Annotated in this window: 11 protein-coding genes; 5 read left to right on the forward strand and 6 right to left on the reverse strand. The window is 69.1% G+C overall.

Annotated features, from left to right (window positions below; genetic code table 11):
- Nucleotides 1-30: 30 nt before the first annotated feature.
- Nucleotides 31-585 (forward strand): LuxR C-terminal-related transcriptional regulator, encoded by a 555-nt coding sequence (locus tag ABSY19_RS03040; RefSeq protein WP_382158943.1) that lies wholly within the window; start codon nucleotides 31-33, stop codon nucleotides 583-585.
- 18 nt (nucleotides 586-603) lie between these two features.
- Here ABSY19_RS03040 and ABSY19_RS03045 read toward each other — a convergent pair whose 3' ends face one another.
- Nucleotides 604-1,575 (reverse strand): Bug family tripartite tricarboxylate transporter substrate binding protein, encoded by a 972-nt coding sequence (locus tag ABSY19_RS03045; protein ID WP_382158945.1) that lies wholly within the window; start codon nucleotides 1,573-1,575, stop codon nucleotides 604-606.
- A 57-nt stretch (nucleotides 1,576-1,632) separates the two neighbouring features.
- The gene (gene pcaC / locus ABSY19_RS03050; RefSeq protein ID WP_382158947.1) at nucleotides 1,633-2,031 is read right to left on the reverse strand and encodes a 4-carboxymuconolactone decarboxylase; all 399 of its coding nucleotides are present in this window, start codon (nucleotides 2,029-2,031) and stop codon (nucleotides 1,633-1,635) included.
- A 283-nt stretch (nucleotides 2,032-2,314) separates the two neighbouring features.
- On the opposite strand from pcaC, the gene ABSY19_RS03055 reads away from it, so the two are divergent.
- From ABSY19_RS03055 to ABSY19_RS03070, 4 genes are all read left to right on the forward strand, one after another.
- The gene (locus ABSY19_RS03055; RefSeq protein WP_382158949.1) at nucleotides 2,315-6,262 is read left to right on the forward strand and encodes a filamentous hemagglutinin N-terminal domain-containing protein; all 3,948 of its coding nucleotides are present in this window, start codon (nucleotides 2,315-2,317) and stop codon (nucleotides 6,260-6,262) included.
- A gap of 89 nt (nucleotides 6,263-6,351) precedes the next feature.
- Entirely contained in the window at nucleotides 6,352-8,022 is a 1,671-nt protein-coding gene (locus tag ABSY19_RS03060) for a ShlB/FhaC/HecB family hemolysin secretion/activation protein (protein WP_382158951.1), read from the forward strand.
- Nucleotides 8,023-8,079: 57 nt separating this feature from the next.
- Entirely contained in the window at nucleotides 8,080-8,664 is a 585-nt protein-coding gene (locus ABSY19_RS03065) for a peroxidase-related enzyme (RefSeq protein ID WP_291115254.1), read from the forward strand.
- A gap of 95 nt (nucleotides 8,665-8,759) precedes the next feature.
- Complete coding sequence (locus tag ABSY19_RS03070) at nucleotides 8,760-9,065, forward strand: DUF5666 domain-containing protein (RefSeq protein WP_291115256.1); 306 nt, start codon at nucleotides 8,760-8,762, stop codon at nucleotides 9,063-9,065.
- A gap of 15 nt (nucleotides 9,066-9,080) precedes the next feature.
- Here ABSY19_RS03070 and ABSY19_RS03075 read toward each other — a convergent pair whose 3' ends face one another.
- From ABSY19_RS03075 to ABSY19_RS03090, 4 genes are all read right to left on the reverse strand, one after another.
- On the reverse strand, nucleotides 9,081-10,295 hold the full coding sequence (locus tag ABSY19_RS03075; RefSeq protein WP_382158953.1) for a PQQ-dependent sugar dehydrogenase: 1,215 nt from the start codon (nucleotides 10,293-10,295) through the stop codon (nucleotides 9,081-9,083).
- Between the two features lie 70 nt (nucleotides 10,296-10,365).
- The gene (locus tag ABSY19_RS03080; RefSeq protein ID WP_382158955.1) at nucleotides 10,366-10,785 is read right to left on the reverse strand and encodes an acyl-CoA thioesterase; all 420 of its coding nucleotides are present in this window, start codon (nucleotides 10,783-10,785) and stop codon (nucleotides 10,366-10,368) included.
- Between the two features lie 16 nt (nucleotides 10,786-10,801).
- Nucleotides 10,802-11,749, reverse strand: a complete 948-nt coding sequence (locus ABSY19_RS03085) for a DMT family transporter (RefSeq protein WP_382158957.1) — start codon at nucleotides 11,747-11,749, stop codon at nucleotides 10,802-10,804.
- Complete coding sequence (locus tag ABSY19_RS03090) at nucleotides 11,750-12,532, reverse strand: SDR family oxidoreductase (RefSeq protein ID WP_382158959.1); 783 nt, start codon at nucleotides 12,530-12,532, stop codon at nucleotides 11,750-11,752.
- Nucleotides 12,533-12,715: the final 183 nt, after the last annotated feature.

The following is a 12,715-nucleotide window of genomic DNA, read 5'->3' on the forward strand; positions in this document are numbered from 1 at the left end:
CGTAAAGCCAAACCCGAAGCCTGATACGCCATGGAGATCGACTACCGCCTCGCCTTCGACCTCGCCCCCGTGGGCCTGGCCCTGTCCCGGCAGCGCATCATGGTCGACTGCAACCAGGTGCTGTGCGAGATGTTCGGCGCCACGCGCGAGCAGCTCGTGGGCCAGAGCTTCCAGATCCTCTACCCCAGCGCCGACGAGTACGAGCGCATCGGCGAGCGCATGGCGCCCCTGCTGGGCCGCAGCGGCACCTATTCGGACAACCGCATCATGAAGCGCGTGGGCGGGCAGTTGCAGGGCGAGACCTTCTGGTGCCACGTGACCGGCCGCGCGCTGAACCGCGACGCGCCGCACGCCGCCGGCATCTGGAGCTTCGAAGACCTCAGCTCCACGCGCACCGTGAAGGCCGAGCTGACACCGCGCGAGCGCGAGGTGGCGGCCTTTCTCATGGATGGCCTGACCAGCAAGCAGATCGGCAAGGCGCTGGACATCAGCCACCGCACGGTGGAGATCTACCGCGCGCGGCTCATGCGCAAGTACCAGGCCCACAGCACGCCGGACCTGATGCAGCGCCTGCTGGCGGGCTGAGCCCGATCCGGCGCCAGATCACTGCGGCTGGAAGCCGCTGTCCTGGATGATCTTCGCCCACACCTTGCCATAGGCCTGCTCGCGCGCGCCCAGCTGTTCGCCGGTCATGAAACCCACGGTGAGGCCCATGGCGGTGAGCTTCTCGCGCACGTCGGGCTGGGCGATCGCCTTCTGCACCGCCTGGGCAATGCGGTCCAGCGCGGCCTTGGGCGTGCCGGCCGGCGCGAACAGGCCGTAGTACGGCACGTCCTCGAAACCCTTGAGGCCGAGTTCGGAGAAAGTGGGCACCTCGGGCATGGCGGCCTGGCGCTGCGAGCCCATCACCGCCACCACGCGCAGCTTGCCGGCCTTGTGGTTTTCGATGAAGTCGGGAATGGAGGCCACGCCGGCGGGGATCTGGTTGCCCAGCATGTCCGACATCATGGGCGCGCTGCCCCGGTAAGGCGCGGCCACGAGGTCCAAGCCGTTCTGCTTGGCAATCACCTGCACCAGGAACTGCGGCACCGAGGCCGGCGCGGGAATGCCCACCGAGCCCTTGCCACCCGCCGCTTTCACGCCATCCACATAGGCCTTGAACGATTGCGCGGGCGTGCCGTTGGAGACGGCGAAGGCGTTGACGAAGGTCGCGAAGCCCGCCACCGGCACGAAGTCCTTGGCCGAGTCGTAACCCGGGTTCCTGGTCACCATGGGCAGGATGGTGATGCTGTGGTCGTGGCTGAGGAACAGGGTGTGGCCGTCGGCCGGCGCGGCTTTCAGCGCCTGAGCGGCCAGCTGCCCGCCCGCGCCGGGCTTGTTGTCCACCACCACCGGGCTGCCCAGGTCCTGCTGCAGGCGCTCGCCCAGGATGCGGGCGATGGCGTCGGTGCCGCCGCCGGGCGGGAAGCCCACCAGGATGCGGGTGGTGGACTGCGCCTGGGCCAGGCCGAGGGAGCAGACCAGGCCCGCGGCCAACAGGGCGCGGCGGACCAGCGAGAGACGGTAAGCGGTCATGACGGAACTCCGTAGGGGATGGTGAAGAAACCCCCGATCGTAGCGCCGCATCGGCACTCAGGCCTTCTCGCCGTCCACCACGCTGGCCGCCGTGCGAAACGCCTCCACCGCCGCCGGCACGCCGCAGTACACGGCGGCGTGCAGCAGCACCTCCTGCAACTCGGCGGGCGTGGCGCCGTTGTTCAGCGCGCCGCGCACATGGCCCTTGAGCTCGTGCTGCTTGCCCAGCGCCGTGAGCATGGCCACGGTGATGAGGCTGCGGGTCTTCAGATCGAGCCCCTCGCGCTGCCACACGTCCCCCCAGGCCTTGCGGGTGATGTGCTGCTGCATCGGTTCGGTGAAGGCCGTCATGTCACCGAAGGCCTTGTCCACGAAGGCGTCGCCCATGACCTGTCTGCGCGTGGCCAGGCCGCGCTCGAATTCGGAATCGGAATCGGAATCGGGATGAGATGGCATAGGTGCTCCATGGCAAGAAAAACAGGGTTCGTGTGAACGATAGCGCAGCGAACCGAACAAGCACCCCAATCCCCCGCTTTTCGGGCCTCAAGAACACCAAGGCCCGGCCGATACTGCCCCGAGAGCAATTTCTATAGCAACAGCTCCATCATCCGCGCGGCCTGCTCGACAGTCCGCAATCCGTATCCATCGGCGTCCCCCGGCATGCAATGTGTCCGGGCCGCACCGGCCCTCTCATGGTCTTCGAACCGAGGGCGACTGAAGAAGAAAACCAGACAACGCCATGAACCGCATCTACACCACCATCTGGAACCACGCCATCAACGCCTGGACCGTTGTGAGCGAGGTCGCCAGCGCGCGCGGCAAGCGCGGCGCCTCCCGCGTGGCCGGCGCCCTGCTGTTCGCGCCCCTGGCCGCCGTGGCCGGCGGCCTGCCCACCGGCGGCACCGTCACCGTCGGCCAGGGCAGCCTGCAGCAGACCGGCAACGTGCTCACCATCCAGCAGGCCAGCGACAAGCTCGCCATCGACTGGAGCAGCTTCTCCATCGGCCAGGGCCACAGCGTCAACTTCGTGCAACCCGGCGCGGCCTCGGTCGCACTCAACCGCGTGCTCGGACCCGACGTGTCGGTGATCCAGGGCGCGCTGAACGCCAATGGCCAGGTGTTCCTGGTCAACCCCAACGGCGTGCTCTTCTCGCCCACCGCGCAGGTGAACGTGGGCTCTCTGGTGGCCTCCACCCTGAGCATCAGCACCGAAGACTTCCTCGCGGGCCGCTACCACTTCAGCGGTGACAGCGCCGCCGCCATCGTGAACCAGGGCCAGATCTCGGCCGCCTCGGGTGGCCACGTCGCGCTGGTCGCGGCGCGCATCGTGAACGACGGCCAACTCTCGGCCGAACGCGGCAGCGTGGTGCTCGCCGCGGGCAGCACCGTGCGGCTCGACCTGGGCGGCCCGGTGCAGGTCGAGGTCGACGGCGGCGCGCTGGGCGCGCTGATCGACAACGGCGGCGCCATCCACGCCAACGGCGGCACCGTGCTCATGACCGCGCGCGCCATCGACAGCCTCACCGCCACCGTGATCAACAGCAGCGGCCTGATCGAGGCGCGCTCGCTCGGCGTCGGCGCCGACGGCGTGGTGAGCCTGGTCGCCGAACAGGGCGGCGTGCATGTCTCGGGCCGCATCGACGTCTCCGCGCCGCAAGGCCAGGCCGGCAAGGCCATCGTCACCGGCGACACCGTCACCGTCGCCGACGGCGCGGTGATCGACGCCACCGGCGCCGCCGGCGGCGGCCAGATCTATGTCGGCGGCAGTTGGCAAGGCAAGGACAACCGCATCAAGCAGGCACGCCACACCGTGGTGGCTTCGGGCGCCCTGCTCGACGCTTCCGCCACGCAGAACGGCCACGGCGGGACCGTGGTCGCCTGGTCCGACATCCACGCGGCCGGCGGCCGCACCGAGGTCGCGGGCGTGCTCAAGGCTCGCGGCGGCGCGCAAGGCGGCAACGGTGGCCGCATCGAAACCAGCGGCGCCACGCTCTCGGTGAGCCGCGCGGCCGATGCCGCCGCCCCCAAGGGCAACGGCGGCCTGTGGCTGATCGACCCCACCAACGTCACCATCGCCGCCGGCGCTGGCGCGATCGGCGGCACCAACGTGGGCCTCGACGACATCGAGACCGCGCTCGCGGGCGGCACCAACGTCAGCATCCAGGCCGACGACACCATCACCTGGACCAGCGACTACACCAACACCGGCGGCAGCGGCCGCTCGCTGATCCTCAGCGCGGACCAGCTGGTGCTGCAGGGCAACATCGGCTCCACCTCGGACCTGAGCTTCATCTTCAATGGCGACGTCAAGCTCGACGGCCACATCACCATCGCCAGCCAGGGCGGCGAGATCTACTTCGCCAAGTACGTGGACTCGGCCACCGCGGGTGCGGGCAACGCCAGCCGCCTCACACTGACCAACACCGGTACGGGCAGCATCGTCTTCGGTGACCAGGTGGGTGGCACCAACCCGCTTGCTTCGTTGTACGTCACCACCGCCCCCACCGGCGCCACGCACATCAACGGCGGCATCGTGCGCACCTTCGGCGAGCAGGTGTACGACTCGCCCGTGGTGCTGGGCGCGGCCGAGTTCCTGAACGCCGGCTTCGAGAACGGCACCACCGGCTGGAGCATCCACGACCAGCGCGTCTACATGAACGGTGGCTCCACCGTGCGCGGCTACCTCACGCCGAACGACCCGAGCGGCCCCGCCACCTCCAGCGGCGAAAACGTCAGCTCCTCCGGCACCTTCACCTCCGGCGTCTCCAACAACGGTGCCAACGGCACCCAGGGCCTGCAACTCAGCAGCACCCAGCAGTGCGCCACCGGCTACTGCATCGTGCGCGGCGGCTACGTCACCAGCGACAGCACCATCGCCCTGGCCAAGGGCGACGTGGTCAGCTTCCAGTGGAACGCGGCCGGCAGCTCGGACGCCTACGACGTGTTCGGCTACCTGCTCAACGTGAAGACCGGCGAGACGCAGGTGATTCTCAACGCCACCGGCGCCAACGCCTGGTCCTCCACCGGCTGGCAGACGGCCAGCACGACCGTGGAGACCGCCGGCACCTACGCCTTCGTCTTCGTCTCGGGCAGCTGGGATGCCAGCGGCGGCCGGGCGCTGGGCGCGACGCTGACGCTGGACAACATTTCCACCACGTCCCTGTTCAATGGCAAGACGCTCGAAGGCAGCTCGCTGAGCTTCCTCCAGGGCATGAACGCGGCCGATAACAAGCTCACGCTCAAGGCCGACGAGGTGAACTTCGGCGGCACCGTCTCGGGCACCGGCCAGATCGGTTTCGAGACCCTCAACCCCGGCCACGACATCCACGTCGGCGGCGGCGCGGGCACGCCGGGCGACGGCGTGCTGAACGTCTCTTCCGCCACCCTGGCCTCTCTGGCCGACGGCTTCTCCTCCATCAACATCGGCGGCGCGGCCATGCAGGGCAACATCGTGGTCGTGACCGACACCCGCCTGCAGGACAGCGTGGCCCTCGACGCCGGCACCGGGAACATCCGGCTCGACGCCGTGCTGGGCTCCACCGACATGGTGACGCTGCAGACCGATGGCGGCACCGTGACCCAGGCCGGCAACGCCACCCTCGATGCCGGCACGCTCGCCCTCGTCGGCAACGGCGGCCAGTTCACGCTGGGCAACGCGGGCAACACCGTGGGCACGCTGGTGGCCGCCACGCAGGACGTGCACCTGGTCAACAGCGGCGCGCTCGCCATCGGCAGCGCCACGCTGGCCGACGGCAGCACCCTCAACGGCATCCACAACACGGGTCTCGTGAACGTGAGCACCGTCAGCGGCGACATCGCGCTCGGCAAGAGCGTTCAGACCAGCAGCACCGCCAGCAACGCCATCGTGCTCAACGCCGGCGCCAGCCAGTCGGCCGGCCAGGCCACGGGCGGCAACGTGACGGTGGGCGCGGGCGCGACCGTGGGCACCGGCGCGGGCGGCCGCGCGGTGATCTACACCGGCAGCGTGGCCGGCAGCACCGGCGTGACCGGCGCCGTGGGCAGTGGCTCGGGCCGCTTCCGCTACAACAGCGACGAAAGCACCAGCAACTTCACCAAGGCCCTGGGCGACAGCGGCGTGCACGCGGTCTACCGCGAACAACCCGTGCTCACCGTGAGCACCAACGGTTCGACCAAGCTCGAAGCGGACAACTCCGGTGTCAACGGCTTCGATGGCGGTGGCGCCGAGGGCTACGACGTGCAAGGCCTGCTCAACGGCGACACCAAGGCCATGCTCGGCGATCCGCGCTACACCACCGACGCGGCCGGCCCGGGCAAACACGCCATCCGGATCTCGCTGCTCAACGAGCTGGGCTACGCCGTGGTCAACAGCACGGAGAACGCCGAGGTCGAGGTGACCCTGCCCTTCAACCCGGCTTCGGTGACCGACAGCATCCAGCGCCCCAGCCTCACGGCCGTGCCGGCACAAGTGCATGTGCCACAGGTCAGCGAACCGGCCTCCGCGCCCAATGCGACCGGCGGCCTGCAACTGGTGCAACTGGCGGCCGAGGGTGACTCCGCCACGGGAGCCGGTACCCAGAGCGCCGGCGCGACGGATGCCGCACCGGAAGACTGCGCCGCCAGCGGCTGGACCGGCAGCGGTTGCGGCGCCTCGGCCCAGGTCCTCGTCAGGGGCAGCGGCCTGCGCCTGCCCAACGGCGGCCACTGACGCGCACACCACCGCGGCTCCTTTTTTTGATCGCTCCCGCCAGGGCCCCAACGGCCCTGGCGCGGGCATCCACGAACGATTCACCTCCCATGCACAAGACCCTTCGCCTCTCGCCGCTCACGCTGGCCCTCTCCGCGCTTGCCCTGAGCAGCGCCTCTTCCGCCTTCGCCCAACAGGCCCCCGACGCCGGCCGCATCCTGCAAGACCTGCAACTGCCCCAGCAGGTGCTGCCCGAATCGCTGAACCTTCAGCTCGACGTGCCGCCGGCGGACAGCGCCGGCCGCGACGAAGGACCCGCGGTCGCGCTCAGGACCGTCCGCATCAACGGCGCCAGCCGCATCGAGACCGCGCGGTTGCAGGCCCTCATCGCGCCCGCCATCGGACGCAGCCACACCCTGGCCGGCCTGCGCGGCCTGGCGGACCAGATCACGCGCTTCTACCGCGAGCAGGGCTACCCCTTCGCCCGCGCCTACGTGCCTGCCCAGCGCATGGCCGACGGCGAACTCACCATCGAAGTCATCGAAGGCCGCTACGGCCAGGTGAACGCCACCTCGCAGGACGCCGACCTGGCCACCGAAGCCGGGCGTTTCCTCGGCGACCTGCGCAGCGGCGAGGTGATTGCCATGGACGCGCTCGAACGCTCGGTGCTCGTGCTGTCCGATCTGCCGGGCATCCGCGTGCGCCCGGTGGTGCGCCCCGGCCAGGCCGTGGGCACGGGCGACCTCGCCGTCGAGGTCGAACGCACCAAGGCCGTGGAAGGCCGCGTCTCCGTCGACAACCACGGCAACCGCTACTCGGGCCAGCACCGCGTGCTGGTCGAAGGCGCGTGGAACAACCCGTTCGGCTTCGGCGACCGCCTCAACGCGGCCGTGATGGCCACCGACGAAGACCTGTTCTTCGGCAACCTGGCCTACTCGCGCGCCCTGGGCACCAGCGGCCTGCGCGGCGACGTCGGCTACGCCGTCTCCGACTACAGCCTCGGCGGCGAGTTCAGCAGCCTGCAGGCCTCCGGCACGGCCCGCGTGGCCAGCCTCGGCGTGAGCTACCCGCTGGTGCGCAGCAACCGCGCGAACCTGCTGCTCACCGCGCAGGCACAACACAAGACCATGGTGGACGAATACCGCGCCACCGGCATGCGCAACGAAAAAACCAGCAACGTGCTGCCGGTCGCGGTGCAGTTCGACCTGCGCGACGCGCTGCTCGGCGGTGGCATCACCTACGGCACGCTGGGCTGGACGCACGGCCGCGTCTCGCTCAAGGGCGACGTGCAGCGCCTGCTCGACCGCCTCACCGCCAAGACCCACGGCTCGTTCAACAAGGTCAACCTCGACGTCACCCGCCTGCAGGCCCTGCCGGGCGGCTGGACGCTGTCGGCCCGCGTCGCGGCGCAATGGAGCGGCAAGAACCTGGACTCCTCCGAAGACTTCGTGCTCGGCGGTGCCAGCGGCGTGCGCGCCTACCCGCGCGGCGAAGGCGCGGGCGACGAAGGCGTGCTCGGCCAGGTGGAGCTGCGCTACGGCCAGGGCGCGGTCGTGCCCTACGCCTTCTGGGACGCCGGCCAGAGCACGCTCAACCGCCGGCCCTGGGCCGTGGGCGACAACCACCGCAGCCTCGCCGGCGGCGGCGTGGGCGTGCGCGCCCAGCACGGCAACTGGTCGGTGGACGGCACGCTGGCCTGGCGCCACGCCGGCGGCCCCTCGCAATCGGACAGCCAGCAGCGCAACCCGCGCGTCTGGGTGACAGGGGCCTACCGCTTCTGACCCTCGGCGGGGGGGGGCGGTACGATGGCCAGACATTCCACCACACCGGAGACCCGCATGAGCCGCTACCCCGCCCCCGACATCAACGACCTGCCCGAGGACATCAAGGCCAAGGTGCTCGAAGTGCAGGAAAAGGCGGGCTTCGTGCCCAACGTGTTCCTGGCGCTCGCACGCCGGCCCGCCGAGTGGCGGGCCTTCTTCGCGTACCACGACGCGCTGATGCTCAAGGAAGAAGGTTCGCTCACCAAGGGCGACCGCGAAATGATCGTCACCACCACCAGCGCGGCCAACCAGTGCCTGTACTGCGTGGTGGCGCACGGCGCCATCCTGCGCATCCACGAGAAGAAACCGCTGGTGGCCGACCAGGTCGCGGTGAACTACCGCAAGGCCGACATCACGCCGCGCCAGAAGGCCATGCTGGACTTCGCCATGAAGGTCTGCCAGCGCTCGCACGAAATCAACGACGACGACTTCGCCCCCCTGCACGCCCACGGCTTCTCCGACGAGGACATCTGGGACATCGCTGCCATCACCGCCTTCTTCGGCCTGTCCAACCGGCTGGCGAGCTTCAGCAACATGTTGCCCAACCCGGAGTTCTACCTGATGGGCCGCGTGCCCAAGGCCAAGCCGCCGAAGGACTGAACGGCACAGCCGCCAAATCAGACAAGGCTTACAGCACTTTTTGTCGGCGCGCGATTCAATCGATACCGCCACACGACAACACAAGGAGTGCTTCCATGCCGATCAAACCATCCGTCAAGCGAGCCTTCCTGCTCACCGCCGTCCTCGCCCTGGGCACAGGCGCGGCCTGCGCAGAAGACATCAAGGGACGCATCACGGCCGTCGACACCACCGCGAAGACCTTCACCGTCAACAGCGAAGTGATCTATGTGACCGACAAGACCGACTACGAAAACGACTACAAGCGCTTCGAGGATCTGCGCCAGGGCCACTATGTGGAAGTGGACATCGACCGCAGAGACGGCCGCCTGTACGCCGACGATGTCGAGTACAAGAAGGACGCTCGCGAGAACAAGCAGTAAGCCGCCGCGCCGGCTTCAGCCCCCGACGCGCAGCAGCTTGCCGCTGCCGCCATCGGTGAGCAGGTAAAGCCGGCCGTCGGGGCCCTGGCGCACATCGCGGATGCGCTCGTTGCGGTTGGCCAGCAGGCGCTCGCGCCCGACCACCCGCGTGCCATCAAGCTGCAGGCGCCACAGCGCCGTGCCGGCCAGCGCGCCCACGAACAGGCTGCGGTTCCAGTTCGTGGGAATGGTGCCGGTGAAGAAGGCCATGCCGCTGGGCGCGATGGACGACTTCTGTCCGCCGGTCCAGGCGCTGCCGTCGATGGTCTCCCAGTACGCCACCGGTTGCTCCATGCCGGCCTTGGCCGTGCCCTCGCCCACCTGCTGCGTCGTGCCGTACTCCTGCCCATAGCTGATGATGGGCCAACCGTAGTTGCGCCCCGCCTGCGTGAGGTTGACCTCGTCGCCACCCTGCGGGCCGTGTTCGCTGGTCCACAGCTCACCGGTGTCCGGGTGCAGCGCCGCGCCCTGCGGGTTGCGGTGGCCGTAGCTCCAGATACCGGCCTGCGCGCCCGCCAGCACGGGGTTGCCCGGCGCCGCCGCGCCCGAGGTGGTGATGCGCACCACCTTGCCGTTGCCGCGGCTCAGGTCCTGCGCGTACCCACGCTGGTCGTTGCTCTGCCGGTCGCCCAGCGTCACGAACAGGTGGCCCTCGCGGTCGAACACGAGGCGCGAACCGAAGTGTCCACTGCTCGCCACCTTGGGCAACTGCCGGTAGATCACCTGCAGATTCACCAGCGCCATCGCGCCCGTGTCGAGCTCGGCCCGCGCCACGGCGGTGCCATTGTTGTTCGCGTTGCCGCTGTCGGTTTCCGAGAAGCTGAAATAGATGCGCCGGTTGCTGCCGAAGGCCGGGTCCAGCACCACGTCGAGCAGGCCGCCCTGCCCGCCGGTGTCCAGCGCGGGCAGGCCGCTGATGAGGTTGAACGACTGCGCGTTCGCCGCGTACAGGCGCAGGCTGCCCGTGCGCCCCGTGATCAGCATGCGGCCATCGGGCAGGAAGGCCAGGCTCCAGGGACTGGGCAGGTTGGTCGCGAGTTCGGTGACCGCGACCGGCCCGGTCGTGGGCACGAAGCTGGGGTTGCCGGGCGCGGGCGAGCCATCGTCATCGTCACTACCACCACCGCCGCCGCACGACAACAGCAGACCCATCGATAGGGCCCCGCCGATGAGCGCAGAGAGGTGGCGCATGTCGGACATGCTAGGCACGCGCGCGCCGCCTGTGTGCAAGCATTTGTGTGTGCGCCAGCGCACACAGCGATCAGCTCAAATGCGCGCGCAGCCAGTCGGGAATCGGGGCCGACTTCTTCAGCGGGAAGTTCACCCACACGGTGGTCGCACCGCCGGCCGCGTACACGGTGTCGGGGTCGTCGCTGCGCGAGAGCGTGCACCAGCTCTCGAAGCTGCTGCGACCCACATCGCTCACGTACATGGTGGCGATCACATCGCCCGGGTATTCGAGCTGCCGGTAGAAGTTGCAGAAGGCGTTGGCGATCACCGGCCCTTCGCCGCCCGGATCGGGCGGGCAGCCGATGGAGTGCATCCAGTCGATGCGGATGATCTCCAGATAGCGGAAATAGATCGTGTTGTTCACGTGGTTCATGCCGTCCATGTCGCCCCAGCGGATGGGGATGGTCATGCTGAACACGCGCTTCTTCTGTTCGGGGATGTCGAGTTTCATGGGGTTGGGGTGGTCGTCAGCGGTGCGCCTTGATCGACGCGAGGATGCCAAGCACGAACAGCACGCAGGCCGTCCATTGCAGGGCAGCAGGCCACTGGGCGCTCCAGGCGAAGGTGTAGATCAGGCCGAACACGGTCTCGCTCACGATGAGCTGGCCCGCCAGGCTCGGGCTCAGGCGGCGGCTGGCCATGTTCCAGAGCACCGAGGCGATCCAGGCCGAGCCGATGCCGGTGACCGCGCAGACGATCAGGAACATGCCGAAGCCCGGGCGCTGCACCAGGGTGTCCACCTCGGTCCCGGCCACGGCCCAGATGCCCAGCGCGCCCAGGCCCGCCGCCACGCCCAGCCAGTTGGCCCACACGGTGGAGTTCACCTCCGGATGGCGGCTCAGCCAGCGCGCGTTCAGCAGGCCGAACGCGGTCCACGAGGCCATGGCCAGCACGGCATAGAAGATGCCGAGCCAGAGGTTCGCACCGCCGCCCGCCTCGCCACCGCCATGCGCCGTCACCCGCATCATCAGCGCCAGGCCCGCCAGGGTCAGCAGCAGCCCCGGCACCAGCGCGCGCCAGCGCAGGCCCTGCGGCTTGCCCAGCAACATGATCCAGATCGGGATGGTGCCGATGATCAGCACCGGCAGCGCCGCGCCCGCCGCCTGGATGGCCAGCACCAGCAGCAGGTAGTAGCCCGTGTAACCCAGCAGGCTCAACCACAGCGCGGCGCCCGCCTGGCGCCAGGTCGGCAGGTGCGCCTCGCCGCGCAGCCCGGCCCACGCCAGCAGCAGCACCGACAACAGGCCGCAGGCCAGGAAACGGCCCACCGTGAGATCGATCGAGCTGAAGCCCGGCGTGAGCAGGGGCGCAAGAAAGGCCGTGCCCCAGAAAGCCCCCGCGCCCAGCCCCGCCAGAATGCCGGTCACCATGCCCGGCGGCCAGCCCGAAGGCCGGCCCAACACCGCTGCCGTCATCTAGGCCCCGAAACCGTCGTCGGCGGCAATGACCGCACCGTTCACGAAATGGCTCTCGCTCGAACACAGCATGACCAGCAGCGCGTCCAGGTCGGCGGGTGAGCCGACGCGCTTGCGCGGCAGCATGTTGATGAGCTTCTGGCCCTGCTCGGTCTGCCAGTGGTGGTGGTTGAGCTCGGTGTCGATGTAGCCCGGGCAGATCGCGTTCACGTTGATGCCGAAGCGGCCCCACTCGATCGCCATCGCCTTGGTCATCTGCACCACGGCGGCCTTGCTCATGCAGTACACGCCGATCTGCGGCAGCACCTTGAGCCCGGCCATGGACGCGATGTTGACGATGCGCCCGCCCACGTAGGTGCCCGGCGCGGCGCCGTTGGCGCGCGCCAGCATGCGCCGGCCCACTTCCTGCGCCACGAAGAACGCGCCCTTGGTGTTGGTGTCGAAGACGAAGTCGTAGTCTTCCTCCGTCACGTCCTGCAGGCGCTGCGTGGTGCTCACGCCCGAGTTGTTGACCAGGATGTCGATCGCGCCGACCTCGGTCTCGGCGTGCGCCACCGCCGCCTTGATCGACGCCGTGTCGGTCACATCCATCGCCACCACGTGCGCGTCGCCACCGGCGGCCTCGATGTGCGCGCGCAGCGCCATCAGGCGGTCGGTGCGGCGGCTGGCCAGCACCACGGCCGCGCCCGCCCGCGCCAGCGTCTTGGCGAACTGTTCACCAAGCCCGCCGGACGCCCCGGTGATCAGGGCCACGCGGCCCGACAAGTCCAGGCTGTATGCCATGAGAGAACCTCCTCTAAAGTGGTTGGATTCTGCGGCCATCCGAGCACCGCCCAGGCCGACGAGGCCCCATCCGACAGGATTGTGCGCCCTGGGCCACTAAAATCGGTCCCGACCACGACACCGGCATGACTCCATGCATTGCCGTCATGAAAATCCCCGGGCGCCCGCCCGACAGAGTGAGAC

Origin of the sequence: Hydrogenophaga sp. ANAO-22, assembly GCF_042466645.1 — a bacterium.
Taxonomy (GTDB): Bacteria; Pseudomonadota; Gammaproteobacteria; order Burkholderiales; family Burkholderiaceae_C; genus Hydrogenophaga.

Coding starts and splice junctions, on each gene's coding strand:
- ABSY19_RS03040 (WP_382158943.1), top strand. CDS start 31: ATGGAGATCGACTACCGCCTCGCCTTCGACCTCGCCCCCGTGGGCCTG.
- ABSY19_RS03045 (WP_382158945.1), bottom strand. CDS start 1,575: ATGACCGCTTACCGTCTCTCGCTGGTCCGCCGCGCCCTGTTGGCCGCG.
- pcaC (WP_382158947.1), bottom strand. CDS start 2,031: ATGCCATCTCATCCCGATTCCGATTCCGATTCCGAATTCGAGCGCGGC.
- ABSY19_RS03055 (WP_382158949.1), top strand. CDS start 2,315: ATGAACCGCATCTACACCACCATCTGGAACCACGCCATCAACGCCTGG.
- ABSY19_RS03060 (WP_382158951.1), top strand. CDS start 6,352: ATGCACAAGACCCTTCGCCTCTCGCCGCTCACGCTGGCCCTCTCCGCG.
- ABSY19_RS03065 (WP_291115254.1), top strand. CDS start 8,080: ATGAGCCGCTACCCCGCCCCCGACATCAACGACCTGCCCGAGGACATC.
- ABSY19_RS03070 (WP_291115256.1), top strand. CDS start 8,760: ATGCCGATCAAACCATCCGTCAAGCGAGCCTTCCTGCTCACCGCCGTC.
- ABSY19_RS03075 (WP_382158953.1), bottom strand. CDS start 10,295: ATGCGCCACCTCTCTGCGCTCATCGGCGGGGCCCTATCGATGGGTCTG.
- ABSY19_RS03080 (WP_382158955.1), bottom strand. CDS start 10,785: ATGAAACTCGACATCCCCGAACAGAAGAAGCGCGTGTTCAGCATGACC.
- ABSY19_RS03085 (WP_382158957.1), bottom strand. CDS start 11,749: ATGACGGCAGCGGTGTTGGGCCGGCCTTCGGGCTGGCCGCCGGGCATG.
- ABSY19_RS03090 (WP_382158959.1), bottom strand. CDS start 12,532: ATGGCATACAGCCTGGACTTGTCGGGCCGCGTGGCCCTGATCACCGGG.